The sequence below is a fragment of the uncultured Thalassospira sp. genome (genome assembly GCF_963976115.1).
GTDB lineage: Bacteria > Pseudomonadota > Alphaproteobacteria > Rhodospirillales > Thalassospiraceae > Thalassospira.
This window is the reverse complement of record NZ_CAXBJJ010000001.1, coordinates 320,702-342,089: the sequence shown is the minus strand read 5'-3', so window position 1 is coordinate 342,089 and position 21,388 is coordinate 320,702. Positions and strand designations below refer to the sequence as shown.

The 21,388-nt window shown below is 54.3% G+C and carries 17 protein-coding genes; 13 read left to right on the top strand and 4 right to left on the bottom strand.

What is annotated here, in order from left to right; all coding sequences use genetic code 11:
• Nucleotides 1-153: 153 nt before the first annotated feature.
• The 5 genes from AAC086_RS01590 to AAC086_RS01570 all read left to right on the top strand — a co-directional run bounded on the left by AAC086_RS01590 (nucleotide 154) and on the right by AAC086_RS01570 (nucleotide 6,802).
• Complete coding sequence (locus tag AAC086_RS01590) at nucleotides 154-1,335, top strand: phosphoserine transaminase (RefSeq protein WP_339774445.1); 1,182 nt, start codon at nucleotides 154-156, stop codon at nucleotides 1,333-1,335.
• A 156-nt stretch (nucleotides 1,336-1,491) separates the two neighbouring features.
• Nucleotides 1,492-2,658 (top strand): ATP phosphoribosyltransferase regulatory subunit, encoded by a 1,167-nt coding sequence (locus AAC086_RS01585; RefSeq protein ID WP_339774443.1) that lies wholly within the window; start codon nucleotides 1,492-1,494, stop codon nucleotides 2,656-2,658.
• 50 nt (nucleotides 2,659-2,708) lie between these two features.
• On the top strand, nucleotides 2,709-4,004 hold the full coding sequence (locus AAC086_RS01580; RefSeq protein WP_339774441.1) for an adenylosuccinate synthase: 1,296 nt from the start codon (nucleotides 2,709-2,711) through the stop codon (nucleotides 4,002-4,004).
• A gap of 166 nt (nucleotides 4,005-4,170) precedes the next feature.
• Entirely contained in the window at nucleotides 4,171-6,297 is a 2,127-nt protein-coding gene (locus AAC086_RS01575; RefSeq protein ID WP_339774439.1) for a protein kinase family protein, read from the top strand.
• Nucleotides 6,298-6,301: 4 nt separating this feature from the next.
• Nucleotides 6,302-6,802: a hypothetical protein gene (locus tag AAC086_RS01570; protein WP_339774437.1), complete on the top strand. Its 501-nt coding sequence runs from the start codon at nucleotides 6,302-6,304 to the stop codon at nucleotides 6,800-6,802.
• 240 nt (nucleotides 6,803-7,042) lie between these two features.
• Here AAC086_RS01570 and rpoH read toward each other — a convergent pair whose 3' ends face one another.
• Both rpoH and AAC086_RS01560 read right to left on the bottom strand, forming a co-directional pair.
• Entirely contained in the window at nucleotides 7,043-7,897 is an 855-nt protein-coding gene (rpoH, locus tag AAC086_RS01565; protein WP_339774434.1) for an RNA polymerase sigma factor RpoH, read from the bottom strand.
• Nucleotides 7,898-8,006: 109 nt separating this feature from the next.
• Nucleotides 8,007-9,005: an RluA family pseudouridine synthase gene (locus tag AAC086_RS01560; protein ID WP_339774431.1), complete on the bottom strand. Its 999-nt coding sequence runs from the start codon at nucleotides 9,003-9,005 to the stop codon at nucleotides 8,007-8,009.
• Nucleotides 9,006-9,264: 259 nt separating this feature from the next.
• On the opposite strand from AAC086_RS01560, the gene AAC086_RS01555 reads away from it, so the two are divergent.
• Together AAC086_RS01555 and AAC086_RS01550 are read left to right on the top strand one after the other, a co-directional pair.
• Nucleotides 9,265-9,678, top strand: coding sequence for a hypothetical protein (locus AAC086_RS01555; protein WP_339774429.1), 414 nt, complete (start codon nucleotides 9,265-9,267; stop codon nucleotides 9,676-9,678).
• Between the two features lie 27 nt (nucleotides 9,679-9,705).
• Nucleotides 9,706-10,182, top strand: coding sequence for a M67 family metallopeptidase (locus tag AAC086_RS01550; RefSeq protein ID WP_339774427.1), 477 nt, complete (start codon nucleotides 9,706-9,708; stop codon nucleotides 10,180-10,182).
• A gap of 21 nt (nucleotides 10,183-10,203) precedes the next feature.
• Here AAC086_RS01550 and AAC086_RS01545 read toward each other — a convergent pair whose 3' ends face one another.
• Entirely contained in the window at nucleotides 10,204-11,409 is a 1,206-nt protein-coding gene (locus tag AAC086_RS01545; RefSeq protein ID WP_339774425.1) for a glycosyltransferase, read from the bottom strand.
• Nucleotides 11,406-11,906 carry a winged helix DNA-binding protein gene (locus tag AAC086_RS01540; protein WP_339774423.1) on the bottom strand — a complete coding sequence of 167 codons (501 nt, stop codon included), beginning with the start codon at nucleotides 11,904-11,906 and terminating at the stop codon, nucleotides 11,406-11,408. The genes AAC086_RS01545 and AAC086_RS01540 overlap by 4 nt, the downstream gene beginning before the upstream one ends.
• Before the next feature lie 323 nt (nucleotides 11,907-12,229).
• Between AAC086_RS01540 and AAC086_RS01535 the strand changes: the two genes are divergently transcribed.
• The 6 genes from AAC086_RS01535 (at nucleotide 12,230) to AAC086_RS01510 (ending at nucleotide 21,383) form a co-directional block, all read left to right on the top strand.
• Nucleotides 12,230-14,044 carry a type I secretion system permease/ATPase gene (locus AAC086_RS01535; RefSeq protein WP_339774422.1) on the top strand — a complete coding sequence of 605 codons (1,815 nt, stop codon included), beginning with the start codon at nucleotides 12,230-12,232 and terminating at the stop codon, nucleotides 14,042-14,044.
• Nucleotides 14,041-15,423: an HlyD family type I secretion periplasmic adaptor subunit gene (locus AAC086_RS01530; RefSeq protein WP_339774420.1), complete on the top strand. Its 1,383-nt coding sequence runs from the start codon at nucleotides 14,041-14,043 to the stop codon at nucleotides 15,421-15,423. Before AAC086_RS01535 ends, AAC086_RS01530 begins: the two co-directional genes overlap by 4 nt.
• Before the next feature lie 341 nt (nucleotides 15,424-15,764).
• Nucleotides 15,765-16,616: a calcium-binding protein gene (locus AAC086_RS01525; RefSeq protein ID WP_339774418.1), complete on the top strand. Its 852-nt coding sequence runs from the start codon at nucleotides 15,765-15,767 to the stop codon at nucleotides 16,614-16,616.
• 74 nt (nucleotides 16,617-16,690) lie between these two features.
• On the top strand, nucleotides 16,691-18,928 hold the full coding sequence (locus AAC086_RS01520) for a glycosyltransferase family 2 protein (RefSeq protein WP_339774416.1): 2,238 nt from the start codon (nucleotides 16,691-16,693) through the stop codon (nucleotides 18,926-18,928).
• Entirely contained in the window at nucleotides 18,925-20,121 is a 1,197-nt protein-coding gene (locus AAC086_RS01515) for a class I SAM-dependent methyltransferase (protein WP_339774415.1), read from the top strand. The genes AAC086_RS01520 and AAC086_RS01515 overlap by 4 nt, the downstream gene beginning before the upstream one ends.
• Nucleotides 20,118-21,383 carry a glycosyltransferase family 4 protein gene (locus AAC086_RS01510; protein ID WP_339774413.1) on the top strand — a complete coding sequence of 422 codons (1,266 nt, stop codon included), beginning with the start codon at nucleotides 20,118-20,120 and terminating at the stop codon, nucleotides 21,381-21,383. The genes AAC086_RS01515 and AAC086_RS01510 overlap by 4 nt, the downstream gene beginning before the upstream one ends.
• Nucleotides 21,384-21,388: the final 5 nt, after the last annotated feature.

The following is a 21,388-nucleotide window of genomic DNA, read 5'->3' as shown; positions in this document are numbered from 1 at the left end:
TGACATTCTCAAATCGGCATTAACCCTTGCATCGAACGCGTTTGACTTTTGCAATCAAGGCAATAGGATCGCGCTTCGATTTGCCAATGTGCCGTTAAATTACCGGAACAGCCGGTATTGCGGTGTTTTTTCCGTCTGCTCAGGAACAGCCCCATGGTCGATATTGCCAATTTTCCCAAGCCCGTTAGTCGCCCTGCCAGCCCTAATTTTTCGTCGGGTCCGTGCAAAAAACGCCCCGGCTGGTCCGCAGATGCGCTTGAAACGGCAGTTTTGGGGCGCTCGCATCGATCTGCCTTGGGCAAAGCCCGGCTGGAAGAGGCGATTGACCGCACGCATGACCTTTTGAAACTGCCCGAGGGGTATGTTGTCGGTGTTGTGCCTGCGTCTGATACCGGTGCGGTGGAAATGGCATTGTGGTCGATGCTGGGCCCGCGCGGCGTTGATATGCTGGCATGGGAAAGTTTTGGCGCCACCTGGGTCACTGACGTTTTAAAGCAGTTGAAACTTGAAGATGTGCGGGTGCATGAGGCCGATTACGGCAAGCTGCCGGACCTGAGCCAAATTGATTTTGATCGCGACGTGGTTTTCACCTGGAACGGTACAACCGCTGGTGTGCGCGTGCCCAATGGCGACTGGATTGCTGCCGACCGAAAAGGGCTGACATTTTGCGATGCGACATCGGCCATTTTTGCGATGGAACTGCCGTGGGACAAGCTTGATGTGGTGACCTATAGCTGGCAAAAAGTGCTGGGCGGCGAGGGGGGCCACGGGGTTATTATTTTAAGCCCGCGTGCGATTGAACGCCTTGAAAACCATGTCCCGGCCTGGCCGATGCCGAAAGTTTTCCGCATGACCAAGGGCGGCAAGCTGATTGACGGTATTTTTCGCGGCGAAACCATCAATACCCCGTCAATGCTGGTGGTTGAAGATGCGATTGATGCTTTGAAGTGGGCACAGGATGTTGGCGGACTGGACGGTTTGCTGGCCCGTACCCGCGAAAATCGCCGCTTGCTTGATGAATGGCTGGACCAAAGTGACTGGGCGGCAGATTTGGCTGAAAAGCCCGAAACGGCGTCCAATACATCGATGTGTATTAAAATTGTCGATCCATGGGCGTTGGAACAGGATGCGAAAATTCAGGCGGCATTGCCAAAACGCATTTCTCAGCTGTTGGATGATGAAAAAGTTGCCTATGATATCAATGGTTATCGTGATGCGCCTCCCAGTTTGCGCATTTGGGGCGGGGCTACCGTAGAATCAAACGATATCAAGGTGTTATTGCCGTGGCTTGATTGGGCTTATGCCGTTGCCAAAGCCGAAAACAAGCAGGGCTGAGGACACGGCCCAAGATATTATTTGCGTTTTCCGGGTTTTCCCGTTGCCCTGTGCGTCACAACACGGTAGTAACCGCTACCGGATGCACAGAGCAAGGCGCATGCGCGCCAGATGCCTTGCCCGAATTTGCACGCACAGTCCGGAAAGTCTGAAAATATGACCGAACTCGCCAGGAAAGCCCTTCTTCCCGCCGGTTTGCAGGATGTCCTGCCGGTGGTTGCTGCCCAAGAGGCGCAAATTCGCGAAAAGCTGATGGCGAGTTTCGCCCTTGCCGGCTATGACCGCGTAAAAACCCCTTTGGTTGAATTTGAAGAAAGCCTGCTTGAAGGGGCGGCGCCCGAATTGGCAAAGCAGACCTTTCGCCTGATGGACCCGGTTTCGCACCGGATGATGGGTGTTCGTTCCGATATGACCCCGCAAGTGGGCCGTATTGCCGCCACCCGGTTAAAAGACGATCCCCGCCCATTACGTTTGGCCTATTCTGGCGATGTTTTGCGCATCCAGGGCACCCAGTTGCGGCCTGAACGCCAGTTTGCCCAGGTTGGTGCCGAACTGATTGGTGTTTCCAGTGCGGCGGCAGATACCGAAATTGTCTTGCTGGCCCTGGAGGCACTGGAAAATGTCGGCTTGCCCGATGTGTCGGTTGATTTGAATTTGCCGACCCTGCCAAACCGCCTGTTTGAAGCCTTTTCTGTGCCTTTGGATGATCGCGAAAAACTGACCGAGGCGTTAGAGCGCCGCGATGTTGCCGCGATCAAGGCGGCCAATGGCCCGGTTACCGATGTTCTGGTGACGTTGCTGGAGGCCGCAGGCCCGGCCAGCACAGCATTGCCGCGCCTTAAACGTCTGGAATTACCATTGGGGGCGTCTGAAGACCTTCATCGTCTGGTCGAGGTGGCAGAACGTATTCTGGCATCGGACCTGGACGCCGCATTGACGATTGACCCGGTTGAAATGGCGGGTTTCCGCTATCAGACCGGTGTCAGCTTTACCATTTTTGGCAAGCATGTTCGCGGCGAGTTGGGCCGGGGGGGCCGGTATCGCGCCGGTGGCGCCAGCGGTGAAGCCGCAACGGGCATGTCATTGTTTATGGATACGGTGTTGCGCGGCCTTGAAGCGCCTGTGGCAACGTCGCGGGTATATTTGCCGCTGGGGGTTGCCCAGCGCGAAGCACGCAAATTGCGCCGTGAAGGCCATGTGACAATTGCTGCCCTTGAAGGGGCGGCCGAGGCCAAAACCGCCGATGCCGCCCGCAAGGAAGCGGTACGGATGGGCTGTGATTTCATTTATCTTGATGGGCGGGTACAACCGCTGGACGCGTAGGCTTTCGCTGGAGAAGTGAAGCTGTTTTTTATCGCTCAAGGAGTTTTGCGATGACCAATGTTGCCGTGATCGGTTCCCAGTGGGGGGACGAAGGTAAAGGCAAGATCGTTGACTGGCTGTCAGAACGTGCCGATGTTGTCGTTCGTTTTCAGGGTGGTCACAATGCCGGTCATACGCTGGTAATTGATGGCAAGGTTTATAAATTAAGCCTGCTGCCATCAGGTATTGTGCGCGACAAGAAACTGTCGGTGATCGGCAACGGCGTGGTTGTTGACCCGTGGGCCTTGCTGGCAGAAATTTCGCGATTGCAGGAACAGGGTGTGACCATTACGCCCGAAAACCTGCGTGTTGCCGAAAATGCCTGCCTGATTTTGCCGCTGCATGGCAATCTCGATAAGGCGCGCGAAGCGGCTGCCACGGGTAACAACAAAATTGGCACCACCGGCCGTGGTATCGGCCCGGCCTATGAAGACCGGGTTGGCCGCCGTGCCATTCGTGTGGGTGATCTGGCTGACGAAGAATTGCTGGCCGCCAAGGTTGATAACCTTCTGACCCATCACAATGCTTTGCTGCGCGGTTTGGGTCAGCCCGAAGTTGACGGTGACGAATTGCTGGCACAGCTTAAAGAAGTTGCGCCGAAAATTCTGCCGTTTGCCGATACCGTTTGGAAATCGTTGAACCAGTTTAAAGAAGCGGGCAAGCGCATTCTGTTTGAAGGCGCGCAGGGCACCATGCTTGATATTGACCATGGCACATATCCGTTTGTGACCTCGTCAAACACCATTTCCGGTTCTGCTGCGGGCGGGTCGGGTATTGGGCCGTCGGGTGTTGGTTATGTTTTGGGGATCACCAAAGCTTATACCACCCGTGTGGGCGAAGGACCGTTTCCGTCTGAACTGTTTGATGCCGATGGCGACCGTTTGGGCGAACGCGGCCATGAATTTGGCGTGGTAACCGGGCGTAAACGCCGTTGTGGCTGGTTTGATGCCGTCCTTGTGCGCCAGTCTGTCAAGGTGAATGGTATTCATGGCATCGCGTTGACCAAACTTGATGTTCTTGACGGGTTTGACGAAATCAGGATTTGCACCGGCTATGACATTGACGGTGAAATTTACGACCACTTGCCCGCCAACCAGCGTTTGCAGGCCAAGGCAAAGCCGGTTTACGAAACCATTCCTGGCTGGTCGGAAACCACAATGGGCGCGCGCAGCTGGGCTGATTTGCCCGCAACCGCGATCAAGTATGTGCGCCGTATCGAGGAACTGATCGAGGCGCCGGTGGCCCTTCTTTCAACCAGCCCGGAACGCGATGACACCATTCTTGTTCACGACCCTTTCAGCGCATAATAAATGTGCGCATGAAACCAAAAAACCGCCCGCATTGTCGGGCGGTTTTTTGTCTTTAAATGCAAATGGATAGATGACGTTCTTGAGCCATGTCGATAACGCCTTGCCCCTTATGGGTAACAGCGGTATCGTTTTGGTTGTTCATGAACATTAAACTGCGGGTTCGATGGCTGATAACGCAAAGATGCAGCCTGATGATGCACAATCCGGGCTGGAAGCAGTGCAGGATGACGACGCATTAGAGGGTGGTCAGGAAGACCAGATAGCACCGTCACCGGAAGTTGCCGCGCCAAGGAGCGGCGGCAACCGCCATGTCGATGTGGGCAGTTTTCGGATATTCCCGGATCTGAGGCTACCTGAATTTGACTGTGGCCCCTCGCAGGCATTTGTTGCCGAAGGCACCAAACGCGATGACGGGCCTATTTTTGCCCTGCTGGCCAACCCGTTATTGCCGACCCGATCTGAATTATTGCGTGTCTTGTCCGGGGTTAAGGTTGCAGGCCAGCTTGATTTGCTGGATTACGAAATTATTTACTGGCCGCCGCTGGATCGCAGCACGATCATTTGTTTTTATGCCAAACCGGGCGGCAGCAAAGTTTTTACCGATGGCGGTAAAAAGGCAGTCATTGACGAGCATGATCTGCCCTTGGCTGTTATTGCGCCGATTATCAATATTCTGACGGTGCTATCGGACAAAAACCTGGCGCATCGCAATTTGCGGGCAGATAACCTGTTTTTTGCCGATGAACAGCGCACGACTGTGGTGGCGGGCGATTGTTCTTCTTGCCCGGCGGGTTTTGCCCAGCCGTTGGTTTATGAACCGATTGACCGCATGACCGCCGAGCCTGCGGGGCGCGGGGCGGGGGCGCTTTCCGATGATCTTTATGCGCTGGGCATTACCATTGCCGCCCTTGGCATTGGTCATACGCCGCTGTCGAAGTTTTCTGACAAGGAAATCATCGACATGAAGCTGGCGCGGGGATCGTTTCAGGCGCTGGTCGGGCATGAAAAACTGCCCTTGACCCTGATCGAGCCTATCCGTGGCCTGTTGTGTGATGATTTTGAAGAACGCTGGGGATTGGCCGAACTTAACAACTGGCTTGATGGCCGCCGGGTAAAGCCGGTGCAGAGCAATAGTGACCGTCGGGCTGCACGCGCGCAAAATATGGGCGGGCGCGATTATTATACCGCACGCGGCCTTGCTAACGGTGTTACCAATAACTGGGCGGCTGCATTGGCCCCGTTGCGTGATGGTGTGATCGAGGTATGGTTGCGGCGCGGTCTGAATGACGCCGAACGATCCAAGGCGATGTCCGAAGCCATGCGCCAGATGGCATGGTCTGGCAGTGACAAGCGGACGGCAGAAGATGTTCTGGTTGCGCGCGGGATTGCGATTTTGGACCCGAACGGCCCGGTGCGCCACAAGACATTTTCAGCCATGCTGGACGGGTTGGGGCCGATGCTGTCCTATGATGTGCAGCATGGTCGTGGGCCGCAGGCCTTTTCCGAAGTTATTATCCGTGACTTGCCGACATTCTGGTTTTCGCGCCTGAGCGGGTTTCGCCCCGAAATCCAGTCTCAGCAGCAGGTTTACAAGATGCTGCGCTATTACATGCAGCAGCAAACCATGGGCTATGGCTATGAGCGGTGCCTTTATGCGCTGGTGAAAAACCAGCATTGCCTGAGCCCGCTGGTTGAAAATGAATATGTCATTCATATCGCGCAGCTACTGCCCGCACTGGAAAAAATCGCTACGGTAACACCGCACAGCAGTTGGCCGATTGACCGTCATATTGCAGCATTTATTGCGGTGCGATTACAAGATGATACTGAACCCCAGTTGACGGCGTTGCAAAACCCTGGCGATGAAGTTGAATTTAGCCGGTCGATTATTAGCCTGCTGGCCCTTGTGCAATGGCGGCATGGCCCTGATAGCTTGCCGCATTTGGGATTGTGGGTTGCACGCCTGATGGAACCGGCGACCAAGGTGTTTCATAGCAAGGAACGGCGGGAAAAAGTTGAACGCGAAATTCCAAAGCTGGCGAAACGCGGTAATCTGGTCGAACTTTATAACCTGATCAATGACGAAAAAGAACGTCGTCGCGATCAGGACGAATTCATTGCAGCAGTTGAGGAATACTCGGCGGCAGATAACGAAGTGTTTGATATTGAATCTTCTGGCGCATCGCGGATGATTTTGGCAGAACAAATTGGCCGTCAGGTGGCTTCTTTTGCCTCGACCATGATCGCACTTTTGACCGTTTCTGCTTTATTCATGATGATTGTCTGGTAGGGGCATGGCAAAGAAAAAGGATAAATCCGCCGCGAAGTCGGGCCAAAAGGGTAAAAAATCCGGGGGATTATCATTCCTTGCGATTTTGGTCATGGCCGTTTTGCTGTTTATGGTTGCCTTGCCCACATTTATCACGCTGGGTGTTGGCTTGTTGCCCTCTGTTCTGGCGTTTTTGTTTGATCGTCATCACGGGCGATATCTGGTGCGGTGTGTTTTTGGGTTGAATTTTTCCGGGGTTGCGCCTTATGTGATGGAGCTTTGGCGCGATGGCGGGCAAAGCATGGCAATGGCAACCCACCAGTTGCTAGATCCGATGACCATGACAATCATGTATGGTGCCGCCGGGCTGGGTTGGCTGATGTATTTGGCCATGCCCCCGATTGTTGCCAATGTCCTTAGTTTGACAGCGCAACGCCGCACCGTTGAATTGCGCGAACAGCAACGGGATCTGATCAGGATCTGGGGTGATAACCTGATTTCCGAAATCGAAAAAGGCAGCCGGTAAGGCATTTTGCCCAATGGTGCTGCGATTTTCAAATTGGCAGGCCGTGCGGAAATATCCGCCAGATGCGGTATATCTGGTTGTTTTGAGTGCGGACAAAAAAGAAAAGAACGGCCAATTTGACCGTTCTTTAGAAGGCAGCAAGAAACGGGACAACTTGTCAGCCCGGTATGATGTCAAAGGGCAGAGGGTGCCCTGGTCCTATCCTGAATCTCCAGGCTGGCAAAGCTGCTGGATCTGGTATCAGTGGTGCATCGACTGGCAGATTTTTTCAAAGGCACGAACTTCGATCTGGCGAATACGTTCGCGCGAAATGCCATAAGTCATGCTCAGGTTTTCCAGCGTTACAGGTGTTTCACACAACCGGCGCTGGGTCAGAATGTCGCGTTCGCGGTCATTGAGGCCCGACATTGCGGTTTGCAACATGCTCATGCGCTCAACAAATTCTTCGCGACGGCCAAGGCGCACTTCCTGATTGTCGTCTTCGCATTCCAGCCAGTCGAGCCATTCACCTTCGCCTTCAACCCGAACCGGCGCATTTAGCGAATGGTCGGGACCGGCAAGGCGGCGGTTCATCATGATCACGTCGTCTTCGGAAACGTTCAGCTTTTCAGCAATCGTTTCGACCTGTTCGGGGGTCATGTCGCCTTCTTCAATTGCCTGCATTTGGCTTTTCAGCTTGCGCAGATTGAAAAACAGCTTTTTTTGCGATGCTGTGGTGCCGATTTTTACCAGCGACCATGAATGCAAAATATATTCCTGAATGGCGGCGCGGATCCACCACATGGCGTAAGTCGCAATGCGAAAGCCTTTGTCAGGGTCAAAGCGTTTGACGGACTGCAAAAGGCCAATATTGCCTTCGGAAATCAGTTCGTTAATTGGCAAACCGTAGCCACGGTAGGACATGGCGATTTTCGCAACCAGGCGCAGGTGGCTGGTGATCAGCTTTTCTGCGGCCTTTTCATCCTGATGATCGCGATAACGTTCGGCGAGGGCGGTTTCGACCTCGGGCGCCAACATCGGATAGCGACGAATACGCTGTAAGTAGCCTGTCAGGCCATCTGGAGAGATCGTTGGTATTGAATTACCCTGTTTCATTGGTGCCTCCCAATGCGCTTGTTAAAAAGTGCACAAATCCCCTAGCACTCAAAACAAGTTATACAGAGGTATTAGTCCCGTCAATATAAAAATAGTAGGTACGTATAGATTACATACAACTTAAGGATAGGTTTAGGGCGTTATATACGGCTTTCAGATCGTCTGGCATGGTGGCTTCAAAGGTAATAAAGTTACCCGTGCGGGGGTGTGAGAAGCCAAGAGTTTGCGCATGTAATGCTTGTTTCCCAAACGTTTCCAAAGTTTGCTGCGCTGCCGCCCCAAGGTGCCTGATCGAACGTGACCGACTATAAACAGGGTCACATACAAGTGAATGTCCTATATGCGCCATATGAACCCGTATTTGGTGTGTGCGTCCGGTTGCAAGTTTGCATTTAACCACGGATGCCAACGAATCGGGCCTTGTGCTTACAACTTTATAATGTGTAAGGGCAGGTTTCCCGCCCGAGACAAGAACCGCCATCTTTTTCCGGTTGCGCGGACTGCGCCCGATATTGCCGACAATATCGCCTTCCAGCGCCTTTGGGCAGCCCCAGACAATGGCGATATAGGTGCGTTCAATGTTTTCCTTGTCTTCGGCAAACAGTTTTGACAGGGCGCGATGTGCCATGTCGTTTTTGGCAACCACCATCGCGCCGCTGGTGTCTTTATCCAGCCGATGGACGATCCCGGGCCGTTTCACCCCGCCAATGCCCGACAGGCTGTCGCCGCAATGGGCCAGTAATGCATTGACCAGGGTCCCGCGTTCATTGCCTGCGGCGGGATGCACAACCATGCCGGCGGGTTTGTTGATGACCAAAAGGTCATCATCCTCGTAGAGAACGTCAAGCGCGATGATTTCAGCTTCCGGGGTGGCGGGTTCGGCGGGGGGGATATGCAAAACCATTTTTTGTCCGGCGCGGACCTTGGCCGATACGCTGTCCTGAACCACGCCATCCACCTGTAAATGACCATCCGTAATCAGCGATTTCAGGCGCGAGCGTGATTCCCGGGGCCAGGCATTTGCCAAAACCCGGTCCAGTCGCGCACCGGCATCTGCGGGTTGCGCATGATAGACAAGGTCGTCATGATCTTGGGATGGCAGGGTCATGGATCTGTTTATTTCATCACTATGGGGCACGGGAATAAGACAAAGCGATACGTAAAAACCATGTTAGCAGTATATTTATGGGTTTCGCACCACTTGAGCTGGCGCAACATAGCGTAAAACCCGCTATTTGCAATTCCTGTGCATTCAAGGGGGATATGTGTTTATTCGAGGCTTCACCTTATGGTCGATTTGCGGTCATAATGGTTCGTCTTTCCTGCGATCGGGCAGGGGCAAAAAGCAGTAATTTTATGGAAACATAATGCGCGTTGTTAAAATACTTGTCGCTGTAATGGCGTTATTGATCCTGGTTGGTATTGGCCTGATCGTTTATGGTTTGCAACGCGACAAGGCCGCAAGGCTGGTTGAAAATGCCGCAATCCAAACAACTTCAGCCAAGCCTTCGGCCCCGATTGGTGGAGAACCCGAAAATATGGGGGTATCGGCACAGACAGCTGTGTCTGATCTTTCAACCACGGGTGATGCCGTGCTGATCGAACCGTTTGGCACCATCAATGTTGACCTTGCTGCCGATGAAACATTGTTATCGTTTCGCATCGAGGGCAACCGGGCATTTTTGCATCTGACTGGCCCTAAAGGGGCACGCATCATAGTCGTTTCGATGGCTGACAAGGCCGTGCTGGGACAGATATTGTTGATGAAGCCAAATAATTAGGGGCGGTACGAGGCAGGGTCGTGTCACATGATGGACAGCGATATCATTCTTCCGCAACAGGTGCTGGGCGAAATACTTGACCATGCGGCGCAAAGCTGGCCAATGGAATGTTGCGGGTTGCTGATTTCGGATGCGGGTTTACCGCCTGTGGCAACGTCGGATAACGGTCCGGGGCGCGTTATTTCGCGGATTGTTGTGGCGCAAAATGTTGCCTCCGACCCCGCGATGACCTTTGAAATTGACCCCGGTTTGTTATTGCGCACGCACCGTGCCGTGCGCGATGCCGGGGAAGATATTATTGGCTGTTATCATTCCCACCCTGATGGCCGGATATTGCCGTCGCGCACCGATCTGGCCCGGGCGGAACAGCCGGGATTTTACTGGCTGATTGTTGGCAGTCAGGCCAATGACACCCGCGACTGGGCGTTATATCAGCGCGTGCCGCTGCATCACGACCCGGCAATAGCCAGATCATTTCGGCGTTGCGATTATAAATTGGTGTGAGGGTTGGTTTACCCGGTTGCTTTAGCCCGCCGCAAGGTGTTCAAGGGCACCGGTCTGGCGGGTCAGGCAGCGTTGCAGATCGTATTTGTGGTTCACCAGTTGACGGCCAAAATGGCGCATCGGTTCATATCGGGCGGGATGGTCCAGCACATCGCCAATCTGGTTTGCCAGCAGATCAGGATCCCAAAAATCGGTCAGAAGGCCGTTTTTTCCATGTGCGATAACTTCCTCGACAGGGCCGGTGTTTGACCCGATCACAAGCGTTGCACATGCCATGGCTTCCAGCACCGACCATGACAGCACAAACGGGAATGTCAGATAAACATGGGCCCGGCTGACCTGAAACAGGCTGATAAGCTGTTCATGAGGGATTTGGCCCAAGAATACGATTCGGGACGGGTCGATGCCGGTTTCTTCCAGCATAATTTCACGCCACGGTCGGCCATCAGGGGCCGGGGCACCGTAACTTACCCCGTCGCCCCCCGCGACCAGAAACAGGGCATCGGGATGGGAGCGGGTGACTTTTTTTGCCGCGCGCATGAATTGCGGGAAGCCGCGATAGGGTTCAAGATCGCGGGCAACATAGGTGACGACCGGGGTGTTGCGATCAATGATGCGGCCATCGGGCAGGGCAAATTTGACACTGGCGTCGGGTTTGCAGCGTTGCATGTCGATGCCGTCATGGCAGACACCAATTTTGCCACGCATCAGGCGCGGATAAGCCGCACGTTGCCATTGCGTCGGACTAACCCCGGCGTCAATTTGTTCAAGGGTCAAAAGCTGGCTGCTATTGCGAAGGCGCAGTTGTTTGCGCTGTTGCAGTGATACCTGTTCGTGTGGGTCAAACCCCACATCGCGGCCCTTGGCATGATAAAAATGTTCGCAATATCCCAAAAGCGGGGTGTCGGGTAGCACATCGCGGGCAAACATCATGCTGCCCCAGCCAATATGACCAAACACAATGTCGGGTTTGCCTTCCCGGGCAACCAGGGCGGCAAGGGTGTCGGCCGCCTGATGCCCGATCCGGGTGTGTAAATCAATGTGGCTAAGGGGGTTGCCGTGATCGGCCTGGGCATCGGCTGTGCGATGCTGTAACACGCGAATGCCGGGCAGTTTGACGTTCATTCCTTCGCACAGAAAGGACACCTGCCACCCGGTATTTGCCAGGTGGCAGGCGAGATGTACAAATTGTCCCGGTCCGCGACGATGGACAAAGACGATTTTCATCGGCGGTTCCGCGCCTCACTTGCCATCATTGCCGTGGATGCCGGGATGCTGCCGTAACGCAGGGTTTGCGTCCAGAATTCTTCAAGCCGACGCAGGGTGTGCAAGGCATTTTCAAGTTCTGCCTCCCCGTCACGCCCGTTGGACAGGGCTTCATGATATTCTTCATGAAACTCTTGCAGGGAATTACACAGTTCATGGCCTTTTGCGGTCAGTTTGATCCGTGCAGAACGGCGATCACGTGCCATCACCTGACGTTCAATATATCCCGCTTCCACCAGTTGCTTCAGGTTGTATGAGGCGTTTGAGCCCATATAGTGCCCCCGATCAAGCAGATCGCGAACGGAGAGTTCGTCGTCGCCGATGTTGAACAGCAATGCAACCTGGGCCGGGCTGATGTCATCATTCCCCAGCCTGATCAGATCGACACGCAGCAAATCGGCAAATCGCCGATAGATTCGTTCAACAGTATTTGCAAGTTCAAGATGAGTGACGGTCATGGCATTCGATCCGTTATCTGGTCCCAAGATAAATAAGTCTCTGTTCGGCCTTCGCCGCAGTTGACCAATCGTTTCCGGAAGATAACAGGGCGTTGTTTTGCAATGTTTTGTGACATGCCCAATACTTCCTGTAGTTTGCTCAAAATTTTGAAGTAATTTTCAAGTATTATTACCTGGTATACTTCTTTGTTTGGTATTTTTACATTGTCCCATCACGAACATTAGATCGACATATTTCGATTTATTTTATTGCATCATGATTTCGCAACTATGTGAGCAGATTGCGGAAAAACTATGACTTTTTACAAATTGGATGAGATTGGATGCAATTTCGGTCAAAAGGCGCTTCACGCGCCATGACAGCGCGGCTGGAAACCCGGCCCGCACTCGATGCGCCCACATTGATCCGCGAAGCCCGTTTTACGTTCGTGCGCGGCCTGACATGGGCCGGGATCGTTAGTGGTTTCATAAATGTTTTACAATTGACCGTGCCGCTGTTTATGCTGCAGGTCCACGACCGTGTGATTAACAGCCAAAGCATTGATACGCTGAAACTTTTGCTGGTGATTGCCGTGGGTGCCGTCATTCTGTATGGCATTCTTGATTTCATTCGTTCCATGACTTTTCAGGAAATGGCAAAGTCATTGTTGCGGCGCATGAACTTGCCCGCAATTGCTGCCGCCATGAGCGTTTCGATGGAAAAAGGATCGACACCTGGCACTCAGGTTCTGCGCGATCTTTCTGATTTGCGAACCTTCATTAACGGCAATACCATTGGTGCCCCGCTTGAAGCATTGTGGGCGCCAATCTTTTTAGGCGTAATGTTCGCCCTGCATCCTTTTTACGGATTGGCCGGGGTGATTGGCGTGATCATGCTGATCGGGCTTAGCCTGCTGGGCGACGTTTTATCCCGCCGGGTGACAAAAGAAGCCAGCGACGCCAATTTACGCAACATTGCCGATATCGGGTCGGCTATTCCCCATGCCGAGGCCATTGAAGGCATGGGCATGATGCCCGCATTGGCCATGCGCTGGCGATCTGCACAGCATCATACAACCGAACTGCTAGATATTGCCAATGCGCGCGGCAAAGGCATGTATGCCCTGACACGCTCTTTGCGTTATGGCTTGCAGGTTGGGGTGTTGGCCATGGGGGCGGCCCTTGTGATCAAGGGGGAAACATCGCCCGGCGCCATGATTGGCGGCACCGTGATTATGGGGCGGCTGTTGTTGCCGTTCGACAATGTCACCCGCGACTGGCGGGGCTGGGTGAATGCCGCGTCGGCATGGCAACGCATCCGGACCATTCTCGAACAGCGCCAGTCCGAACGCGAAGTGGAACCAACGCCGCGCAGTGAAGGGCCGCTGGTTGTTGACAACCTTGTTTATGCCGTTGGCGGGCATAGCATGCCGATCCTGAAAGGGATTTCGTTTGATCTGAATCCCGGCGAAATTCTGGGGGTTATCGGCCCGTCGGCAGCGGGTAAATCAACCTTGTCGCGTGTTTTAATCGGTGCAGCAAAACCAACCGCTGGCGGTGTCTATCTTGACGGGCACAGTACCTATTTGTGGGAACGCGGGTCCTTTGGCGACATGGTCGGCTATTTGCCGCAATCGGTGTCGCTGCTGAACGGGACAATTCGCGAAAACATTGGCCGGATGCGCGAAGCAGACCCGCGCAAAGTGATCGATGCGGCCCGTGCGGCTGGTGTGCATGAAATGATCGGGCGGTTGCCCCTGGGCTACGATACCCCCATCGGTTCAGGCCGTTATACCCTGTCGGGGGGGCAAAAACAGCGCATTGCGTTGGCGCGTGCCCTTTATGGCTGGCCCCGTTTGCTGGTTCTTGATGAACCCAATGCCAATCTTGATGCCGAAGGCGAGGCATCGTTGATCCGGGCCATTCGGACGGCGGCAGAAAACGGCGCGATGGTGGTTCTGATCGCACATCGCCAGTCCATTATGCGATATGCCCATAAATTGCTCGTCCTTCAGGAAGGGCGGGTCAAACAGTTTGGGGAACGTACAGATGTTGTCCAGGCGATTACCGAACAGGGCCATGATGTCAAAACCTTGCCGGACGCCGGACGATCCTATGTTGCAAAAAGGGACAAGCTGGAAAATGGAGGTGTGGCATGAATCGCCTGATCAATCTTGATGACCGCGGGAACGTGATCAACCCCGATGCACCCCAACCGGTCTGGCATCAGGTGCTGGCCGAAGAACGGGCGGCATCGAAACAAAGTTTGCGCAAGCCAATGATCGCCGGAGCGTTGGTGATACTGGTTGGTTTTGGCGGTTTTCTGTTGTGGGGGTTTAATGCCCGGCTTGACAGTGCTGCGGTTGCTTCCGGGTCGGTGATTGTCGATTCTCGCAAGAAAACAGTGAACCATCTTGAAGGCGGAATGTTAAAAAAACTGCTGGTTGATGAAGGCGAGCGTGTGCGCCAGGGGCAGGTTCTGGCTTTGCTTGATGGAACCCGCGAGGAGTCGGAACTGGAGCAATTACGCGGCGAGCGCTATGGTCTTCAGGCCAAGTTGGCACGGTTGCGGGCGGAACAGGATGGATTAAAAACAATCACGTTTCCCCAAAACCTAGTTTCATCTAACGAGAAATATGTCGCCGATATTCTCGATGATGAAAGGCGACTGTTTGACAAACGTCACGAAGTTTATACCGCCAAACGGGACGCGCAGGAAAAACAGATAAAACAGTTCTCCGCGCAGGCCGATGCGCTTGATTCGCAAATTACCGCACGCGGACGTCAGCAGAAACTGGTGAAACAACAGCTTGATGGTGTGCGCGAACTGGCATCAAAAGGCTATGCCACCCGGACCCAGTTGGTGGAAATTGAAAATAACTGGAGCGATCTGGTTGGGGATTCGGGCGAGTATAAAGCCCAGCGTGCCGCAGCCGAGCAGGAAAAGGCCGGTGCGCAAATTGAACTGGCGTCAATTGAAATGGAATGGCAAAGCGATGTCGCCACCTCCATCCAGGAAACACAACTGGCCCTGAACGACGTTAATCAGCGCGTTACGGCCAAGGATGATGTGTTAAGCCGACTTGAGATCCGGTCGCCGCAGGAGGGGATCGTCAGTAACATCCAGATCAGAACGCCAGGCGGTGTGATCAGCCCGGCCCAGCCGATTATGGATATTGTCCCTGATGATGAACCCCTTGAGATCGAGGCGATGATCAATCGTCGCGACATTGATGCTGTGAATATGGGGGCGGATGCCCAGATACGCTTAACCGCTTATAACCAGCGTCGCCTGTCGCCGCTGAAGGCGAAGATCAGTTACATTGATGCCGATCAGACCGTCGATGAAAAGCGCGACAGTTCATATTATGTGGTGCGGGCCAAAATTGATCCGGGCGAACTGGCAAAACACCCTGACATCAAACTTAGAGCAGGGATGCCAGCCGATATTCTGGTGTTGAACAAGCCCAGAACAGCTATCGACTATTTGCTTGCGCCGATTGTTGAAAGCATGGATCGCGCTTTCCGCGAGGATTGATAGTTATTCCTGGTGATCGGAGCCGGTCACCAGGGCCTTCATTTTGCGTGCGATCGTGCTTAAGGCATCTGCCTGTTGTTATTCGACAGCAATTCAAAATTAAAATCAAATATAGTTTAAACATGCATAAATAATGGAACTAAATAAATGAGTAAAGTAATGTAAAAATTGACTCATACATAATGTCGCCACAATAATACCTTGATAATAACTTCCTATAAAATAGTAAAAGAATATAGGGTTGCTGTGTGGCCGTTACTTGGGCAATGCACAGTCTAGCCCAGAGGGAACGGCCAGCCTCTAGTCACACCGAAACCCGTATTGGGATAATCAAGGAGGATATGATGGCAACTCTCGAAGGCGGTGCTTATGACGACACGCTGCTCGGATCGCGCTTTAGCGACGTGATCTTTGGTCGCGGCGGTGACGACACCCTGTTTGGACACGGACAGAACGATGTTCTGTTTGGCGAAGAAGGCAATGACCACCTGTTTGGTGGCTCTGGCGACGATGTTCTTATGGGAGGCGCTGGTCGTGACCTTCTGTTTGGCGGGTCGGGTGATGATCAACTGCTGGGAGGTAGCGGTAACGACATGCTGTTTGGCGGTCACGGTGATGATCAGCTTTTCGGTGGTACCGGTGATGACCTGCTGACAGGCGGCAAAGGCGACGATCTGATCGATGGTGGCTCCGGCCATGATCTGATGCAGGGCGGTGCTGGCGACGATATCATGCTTGGCGGCGCTGGTGACGACCAGATGCTTGGTGGTCAGGGCGATGACCTGATGCAGGGCGGTGACGGTAACGACGTCATGCTTGGCGGCCAGGGCGACGATATAATGAACGGCGGTGCGGGCAACGACCTGATGATGGGTGGTGCCGGTGACGACGTTATTAATGGCGGTGCCGGGGACGATATGCTTGTCGGCGGTGCTGGTCAGGATAACTTTGTCTTCTCTGGCGGCGGTGGCAACGATGTTGTCCTCGACTTCCAGGTGGGTGAAGATATGCTCTCGATTTCCAAGGGCATTAACGATACCGACATCTCGTCGGCCGATGACGTTGCCGCCCGGGCAACGCAGGACGGCGCCAATACTGTTGTCGATCTTGGCAATGGTGATTCTATCACCCTTAACAATGTTGACGCAGACGACGTCCAGGATCACCCGGACCACTTCTTCAACGTACAGTAACGACCCCGGGATGTCCGCAGCCAGGCTGCGGGCATCCTGTTTTATCGTTTTATTTGCAAGGGTGTGGGCGACAAATGCTTGAACTTGCCACGTCTGATGACAGACAGTTATCTGGCGATATGCCGGAAGTTTGCCGGTTAACCCCCGATACACTGATTTTGATCTGGAACCTGCCAACCCGGCTGTGGACAGTTCCCAAACTTGAAGCACGCGACGGACGCAAGGTGTCGCCGCAGGCAACATTGCGGTTGCCGCTAAGTGACGGGGGCACGCGGCTGTTGCGCGTTATTCCCCAGCCGAAGGATGCCCCTTTATCCCTGCTGGCTGAAGCCGGGACACTGGGACGGCAGGAAGAAATTATCATTGACCCGGAAGGCGATTTTGACCCGGTCGATGCCTATATGTTGTTGGGTGATGTTACCCCGGCAGGACGGTTATCGTTGCTGTCGGCCATGCTTGGCGCGTGGGCCAGCATGTTTCGGATGCGCCGCAGCCGCAGTTATACCCAGACCCTTAACCGCCTGGTGGCGCGGATTGTTGACGAACCGCAGCGTGCCCAGCCGGTTGCCCGAATTTCCGAACAACACATGTTGACCGCCACCACCTTGCCAACCGCCTTTGGCGGGATTGAAGGAACATATGTGGTGTCGCCAACAGGTTTCTGGCGGTTAACCAACGCCGCCCATGAAGGCCGCGAAACCCCGCACGGGGCAAAACAGACATTCTTTATTGCCGAACGCAATGGTCTGGAAAACGGCGCCTATCTGGTGATTACCGGCAGCCGGGCACTGGCCATTCGTCAGCTTGAACCAAAATCGACCTTGCCGTCTTTGTCACGCTGGTGGCTGGCACAGGGGCAGGCCGATGCCGATTTGCGCGAATATACCATTGCCGCCCTGGCGCGTGGCGATGCGGTATCGCGCAAGGCTGCCCTTGAATTTCAGTTGCGCTGCCCGCTCTCGGCACAGCGCGTTACGGGCGGTGGTGGTTTGCCCTCGGGTGAAATTGACCTTGCTGTTACCACGGCACGCGGCACTTTAATTGGCGGCTGGTATCGCGACCCGGCGGAAATGGTCGGCGGCGTTGATGTGCTTGATCACACCGGTGTCGAACACAAATTCGAAGCCAATTTTTACCGTTATGCAGGCAGCGTTGCGCAGGAGGACAAAACAGTTCCGGCAACCGGCTTTATCGGGTTTCATCCTGAAATTAAAAGTCAGGTTCCCATCTTGCAACCGCGCAGTATTTTGCGGTTAACCTCTGGCAGTCGCCATTTGATGGTGCCAACCGCACAACCCGCCGACCTGGCAGAAGCCCGGGCACGCATCTTGCGCGCCGTGCCGCCGCAACATCTGAACGATGACATCATGGAAAATTGCCTGGCACCGGTGATTGGTGATGTGCAGCAAAAATTGCTGGGCAGCATTGGCGAGCCCACGGTGATTGACATTGGCACCCAGCGCACCGAGCCGTCGGTATCGATCATTGTGCCATTATATCGGGTGCTGGATTTTCTGCGTGCCCAGGTCGGTGCTTTTGCCTGTGATCCGTGGATTTCACGGCATTGCGAATTGATTTACGTGCTGGATTCCCCCGAGCAGGCCGAACAGGTCGAACATTTGCTGCGCGGGTTATATAAGCTTTACGGTGTGCCGTTGCGCCTGGTGGTTATGGCACGTAATGGCGGCTATGCCCGGGCATGTAATAGCGGTGCCGCAGTGGCCACGGCCGATCTGCTGGCAATGTTAAATTCCGATATTATTCCCCATCAGGCTGGTTGGCTGGGCACGATGGCGACCCGCATGGGCGGTGTTGATGATGTTGCCGTTGTCGGGCCAAAATTACTGTTTGAAGACGGGTCCCTGCAACATGCCGGGATGTATTTTGCGCGTAATGAACGCGGGCAATGGCTGAACCATCATTATTACAAAGGCATGCCGGGCCGTTATGGCGATGCCTGTATCGAGCGCTCGGTTCCGGCTGTTACCGGGGCGTGCATGTTGCTGCATCGTGGTGTGTTTGAAGATGTTGACGGCTTTAGCGAGGATTACGTCATTGGCGATTACGAAGACAGTGACCTGTGCCTGAAAATTCGCGCCAGGGGCTTTGATATTCGCTATGTGCCCGACGCCGAACTTTATCATTTTGAACGCAAATCAATTTCGACCCATTCCGACTATATGGGCGGTGTGGCAACGCAATATAACGCGTGGCTCCATGCGCGCCGCTGGGACACTCAAATGACCGAATTTTCCCTGCAAGGCGTGTCGCAACCGGCCGCAGAACCCGTAACGGTCGGAGGTGTATTATGAACAGTATTCTTGCAATTCCCGGTCATCGCCCCGAAACCAAAGGCAATGATGCCGATGCTGCGGTGAAAAAATCCGAATATCCGTCGGTTCGGATCATGCGGACACCGGTTGCAACACCCCCGCCAAAAGCAGACACAGCGGCGGACGTTTCCTCAAAGGCGGGTTCTGCGCTGCTTGATCGCACAGCTGCGGCAGTCGCGCAAATTTCCGATGTTGCGCCGATTGCGCCGCCTGCTGCCAAGGACCGGGCGATGTCGGGCGATGCGGATGGGGGCCTTTTTATTCCCGATACGTCATTGGGCGAGGCGGTTGACGGTGAGGACGACGATGATAATACCGGGATTGGCAAAGGGCGCGGCGGGCGCAAAACATCGTCCTTTGGCGATTTAACCCCGCGTCAGGAAGTTTATCTGGGCGCGATATGTCGCCAGATCGCCCATAACCGTTTTTTGCCAACCCCGGCCAAGGATGAAGTCTTTGTCGGCGATGGGGATTTTCTGGCGATCGGGGCCGAGTTTTTAGGCCATTTTGTCCGTCTGGGCGGGTTAAAACCCACCGAAAGCGTGCTGGATATTGGCAGTGGCATTGGCCGGATGGCCGTGCCGTTAACCCAGTATCTGGTGCCGGGCAAAACCCGCTATCTGGGCATCGACCCGGTCGCGGACGGCATCAAATGGTGCCAAAACGCCATCACCCCGGTTTACAAGGATTTCCGGTTTCAGACCGTGGATCTGGCCAACGAACTTTATAACCCTGAAGGCAAGGTTGCGGGCGATAGCTGGCAACTGCCAGCCAAGGATGCGGCGTTTGATTTCGTCACGATGGTCTCGGTGGCAACGCACTTGCCGCCCGCCGACGTCGAACGTTATTGCACCGAGATTTTCCGCACCCTGCGCCCTGGCGGTCGCCTGTTTATGACGGCCTTTATCATCCGCAGCGCGAACGAACTTGCCACCCCCAAATGCGACCCGCGCCTGAGTGGCCTGGTCCGTGACAAGGATAAACCCTGCTGGCATTTGCGCGGTGAAAACCCGATGGCGGCTGTTGGTTTTGACAATGGCTATCTGGAATCTGTTTTGGCAGAGGCCGGGTTTGCGCTGCTGCGCAAGGGTTTTGGTGCCTGGCACGGCGATAAATCCTCGCATTATCAGGATATTCTGGTTGCTCAAAAACCACGCAGGAGCCCGCAATGAACCCGCGTATTCTGGTATTGGCCCATAACCATCCCGACCTTCATCCCGGTGGCACCGAAATTTTCGCTCATGATTTGTTCGGGGCGTATAAACGGGCCGGGTGCGACGCCCTGTTTGTCGGGGCGACCAATGATGTTCATCGATTGCGCCGTCCGGGAACAAGTTTTCAGGCGGTCAATGACAGCGATGATGAATTGCTGTTCTGGGCCGGGCATTTTGACCGTTTTAACATGTCGCAAACCGATCTTTATGCCGTTGTGCCTGCTATGACCGAGCTTCTGGAAAATTTCCGGCCCGATATCGTGCACATCCATCATCTGGTTTTGTTTGGTATTGAACTGCCGATGTTAATCCGGCGGGTGCTGCCTGATTGCAAAATCGTGATGACCCTGCACGACTATTACCAGATTTGCCCGCATGATGGATTAATGATCCATCGGCAAACACGAAAGCGGTATCTGTCGGCGGATATATCGGGCGAAAAATGCGGACTTGACGGCATTTCGTCCGACCGGTTTGCCATGCGGTCGGTCAATATTCGCAATCATCTGCGCGTGGTCGATCTGTTTTTGTCGCCCAGTCGTTTCTTGCAGGAGCGTTATATCGAATGGGGCATTGACCCGCGCAAGATCGAGGTCATTCACAATGGGCGACCGCCTGTTCGTGCGGTGCGGCGGCGTGAACATGGTACGGGCGGCATGCCCAATGTCTTTGGTTATTTTGGTAATCTTAACCCCTGGAAAGGGGCGGATGTATTGCTGGAGGCGTGTCGCAAGCTGATTGATGACGGCGTTGATTTTGAATTGCGCATTCATGGCGGCGCACCATTTCAAACCGCCGCTTTCAACGACAAAATCGACAAATTGTTCGAGCAAACCAGCAGCCATGTTGTGCGCCTTGGTGCCTATGACCGGGATGACATTCCCGAACTGATGGCCGCTGTGGACTGGGTCGTGGCCCCGTCGATCTGGTGGGAAAACGCGCCGCTGGTTATTCAGGAAGCGTTTCAGCACGACCGGCCCGTCATTACCAGCAACATTGGCGGCATGGCAGAAATGGTGCGTGATGGCATGGACGGTGTTCACGTGCGCCCCGATGATCCGGGTGCCCTGGCCCGTGCTATGGCCGATTGTGCCAGCAACCTGAAACTTTGGAAAAAACTTTCGGGCAATGTGCGACCCCCGGCAAATATCGATGATGTCGCCCAAACCCATCTTTCGCGTTTTCGTAACCTGATCCGGCCCGATTTCGTCGCGGCCTGACAAAG

What these genes read in the sequence shown, in the direction of transcription:
- AAC086_RS01590 (WP_339774445.1), top strand. Translation starts at nt 154, where the DNA reads ATGGTCGATATTGCCAATTTTCCCAAGCCCGTTAGTCGCCCTGCCAGC.
- AAC086_RS01585 (WP_339774443.1), top strand. Translation starts at nt 1,492, where the DNA reads ATGACCGAACTCGCCAGGAAAGCCCTTCTTCCCGCCGGTTTGCAGGAT.
- AAC086_RS01580 (WP_339774441.1), top strand. Translation starts at nt 2,709, where the DNA reads ATGACCAATGTTGCCGTGATCGGTTCCCAGTGGGGGGACGAAGGTAAA.
- AAC086_RS01575 (WP_339774439.1), top strand. Translation starts at nt 4,171, where the DNA reads ATGGCTGATAACGCAAAGATGCAGCCTGATGATGCACAATCCGGGCTG.
- AAC086_RS01570 (WP_339774437.1), top strand. Translation starts at nt 6,302, where the DNA reads ATGGCAAAGAAAAAGGATAAATCCGCCGCGAAGTCGGGCCAAAAGGGT.
- rpoH (WP_339774434.1), bottom strand. Translation starts at nt 7,897, where the DNA reads ATGAAACAGGGTAATTCAATACCAACGATCTCTCCAGATGGCCTGACA.
- AAC086_RS01560 (WP_339774431.1), bottom strand. Translation starts at nt 9,005, where the DNA reads ATGACCCTGCCATCCCAAGATCATGACGACCTTGTCTATCATGCGCAA.
- AAC086_RS01555 (WP_339774429.1), top strand. Translation starts at nt 9,265, where the DNA reads ATGCGCGTTGTTAAAATACTTGTCGCTGTAATGGCGTTATTGATCCTG.
- AAC086_RS01550 (WP_339774427.1), top strand. Translation starts at nt 9,706, where the DNA reads ATGATGGACAGCGATATCATTCTTCCGCAACAGGTGCTGGGCGAAATA.
- AAC086_RS01545 (WP_339774425.1), bottom strand. Translation starts at nt 11,409, where the DNA reads ATGAAAATCGTCTTTGTCCATCGTCGCGGACCGGGACAATTTGTACAT.
- AAC086_RS01540 (WP_339774423.1), bottom strand. Translation starts at nt 11,906, where the DNA reads ATGACCGTCACTCATCTTGAACTTGCAAATACTGTTGAACGAATCTAT.
- AAC086_RS01535 (WP_339774422.1), top strand. Translation starts at nt 12,230, where the DNA reads ATGCAATTTCGGTCAAAAGGCGCTTCACGCGCCATGACAGCGCGGCTG.
- AAC086_RS01530 (WP_339774420.1), top strand. Translation starts at nt 14,041, where the DNA reads ATGAATCGCCTGATCAATCTTGATGACCGCGGGAACGTGATCAACCCC.
- AAC086_RS01525 (WP_339774418.1), top strand. Translation starts at nt 15,765, where the DNA reads ATGATGGCAACTCTCGAAGGCGGTGCTTATGACGACACGCTGCTCGGA.
- AAC086_RS01520 (WP_339774416.1), top strand. Translation starts at nt 16,691, where the DNA reads ATGCTTGAACTTGCCACGTCTGATGACAGACAGTTATCTGGCGATATG.
- AAC086_RS01515 (WP_339774415.1), top strand. Translation starts at nt 18,925, where the DNA reads ATGAACAGTATTCTTGCAATTCCCGGTCATCGCCCCGAAACCAAAGGC.
- AAC086_RS01510 (WP_339774413.1), top strand. Translation starts at nt 20,118, where the DNA reads ATGAACCCGCGTATTCTGGTATTGGCCCATAACCATCCCGACCTTCAT.